Origin of the sequence: Lacihabitans sp. LS3-19 (assembly GCF_024343575.1) — a bacterium.
GTDB lineage: Bacteria > Bacteroidota > Bacteroidia > Cytophagales > Spirosomataceae > Leadbetterella.
The window spans coordinates 1-2,089 of the sequence record NZ_RJUA01000119.1 but is presented as its reverse complement, the minus strand read 5'-3'; the positions used below and the strand labels follow the sequence as shown (position 1 = coordinate 2,089).

The 2,089-nt window shown below is 31.6% G+C and carries 2 protein-coding genes; one reads left to right on the top strand and one right to left on the bottom strand.

Annotated elements, in window-relative coordinates; all coding sequences use genetic code 11:
* Positions 1–296 precede the first annotated feature (296 nt).
* Positions 297–1,454 (bottom strand): cytochrome-c peroxidase, encoded by a 1,158-nt coding sequence (locus EGI22_RS17600; RefSeq protein WP_255069339.1) that lies wholly within the window; start codon positions 1,452–1,454, stop codon positions 297–299.
* A gap of 153 nt (positions 1,455–1,607) precedes the next feature.
* Between EGI22_RS17600 and EGI22_RS17595 the strand changes: the two genes are divergently transcribed.
* Positions 1,608–2,089, top strand: a 482-nt coding sequence (locus EGI22_RS17595) for a hypothetical protein (RefSeq protein WP_255069747.1), incomplete at its 3' end; no start/stop codon positions are given.

Below are 2,089 nucleotides of genomic sequence, written 5' to 3'. Positions count from 1 at the left end.
TACCTTAAGTTTTTTATAGAGGTATACTTACAAAAAATATTTTCATAGATTGATAGATAGGCGGGGGCGACCTTTCGCTTGAATAGAATATACTTAGCCGAGATATCGGACCACAGGCTTCTTTGAAGCCTACCTTAAGTTTTTTATAGAGGTATACTTACAAAAAATATTTTCATAGATTGATAGATAGGCGGGGGCGACCTTTCGCTTGAATAGAATATACTTAGCCGAGATGTCGGACCACAGGCTTCTTTGAAGCCTGCCTTAAGTTTTTTTATAGGGTAAAATACCTCATATCAGTAAATCTCCCCTCCTACTTTTAGTCCACTAGGCACTTTTTCAGGAATAGATTTATCATAAGATTCATCGTTTAGCGTACCTAGAAATTCAACAATTGCAGAAATATCTTTGAAGTTGACTTTAAGTTTCTTCACCAAAGGGTCAATTTGTTCAGGATTAATTTTTGATTCTGCAATAGTACCTCCAGCTAAATCTTCATAAAACTCCAAAACATTGGTCAATGTTTTCAATTTCCCACTATGCATATAGGGAGCTGTAAGCCTTAAATTCCGTAAACTTGGTGTTCTAAAGCCATTTGTTTTATTAATACCATCATCGAAAAAAGTGAGTTTTTCGTTTGCTTTTGGAGCTAATACATGTTGTTTAAAATCAGAGAACATTGGCCCATTGTGGCAATTTATACACCCAGCTTTTCTAAAAGCTTTCATGCCTTCTATCTCATTATATGACAAGGCGGTAGCATCACCACGCATATATTTATCAAATCTAGAATTGTTAGCCACAATTGTCCTTTCATAGGTGGCAATAGCCTTTGAAAGGTTATCAATATTTACAGCATTTTTACCAAAAGCTTTTTCAAAAAGCATATTATACTCTTTAATCAACTTGATTCTTTTTACAACTAAATCTAAAATTTCATGTTCTTCAATAGATTTTCCACGCATTTCTTCCATAGTTTTAATAGGCTCAAGTGCTTGCTTTTCAAGACTTTCAGCTCTTAAGTCCCAAAACATTGGAGCACTATTTGGATTTACTTCACTTTCAGAGTTGAAGCCATTAAAAGCCACATTTACAATGGCTTGAGAATTTCGTTTTACAAAAGGGATTTCGTTCGGGCTATTAAATTGTCGCTTACTTCCAAAACCATGGCCATTTACACCAATACTTATTTCCAAATTTTCCGCAAATCCAAACTCAGGATGATGGCAAGTGGCACATGCAACGTCCTTATTTCCAGAAAGTATTGGGTCAAAAAAGAGTAGTTTACCTAGGTCAGCATTTTCTTTTGAATGAGGATTATTTTCTGGAAAAGGAATATCTAATGGAAGTGCAGAAACTACGAGAGAATCATCTTCTTCAATTACTTCTTTTTCCTTCTTGTTTTGGCAGGAAATAAATCCAAAAAACAATACCATTAATAATATTCTGAGCATACCATGAGGTCTTTTGAAATAAAACTATGTAAAATATAAACCTTAAAATATGTAATACATCAGTTTTTGCCTGAATTTTTAAAAAAAATATTTCTAATTTTTAAAGAAACATGGCATGCTTTTTTCTCAGATTTCAAAAACAATCCATAATAAATGAAATATCTAATTCTTCTCCTATTCTTAAGTTTTCAATCTTTTGCTCAGATTAATTTTAACCCTTATTTTAAAAAACTCAATTTAGTTACTTCAAAAATAAATGTAATTAAAGTCATTGATGCTAGGATTGATAAGGATTTTACTTTTATTAGTCAAGATTCTGTTCAAAAACTCGAAACCAATGGGCCTTTAAATTTACTTATTCAAGATTTTATAAATTCAAGTTTACCAATAAATAACAAGAAAAATCAAATTGTAATTAAAATAAATGATTATCAATTTGGGTCGAGAATGGAAGAAAAGAAGACAGTTGTTTGGTTTTATACTGATATGGAGTTTTTCAAAAAAACAGATAATGGATATCTTAAAATTGGAGATATAAATGATTGCAAAGAAGCTAAAAATATTGACAATTTAGAAATAGCAATAAATCGTCTGCACTGGAAGCTCTGGAACAATATGTTAGATGATATTGAAGT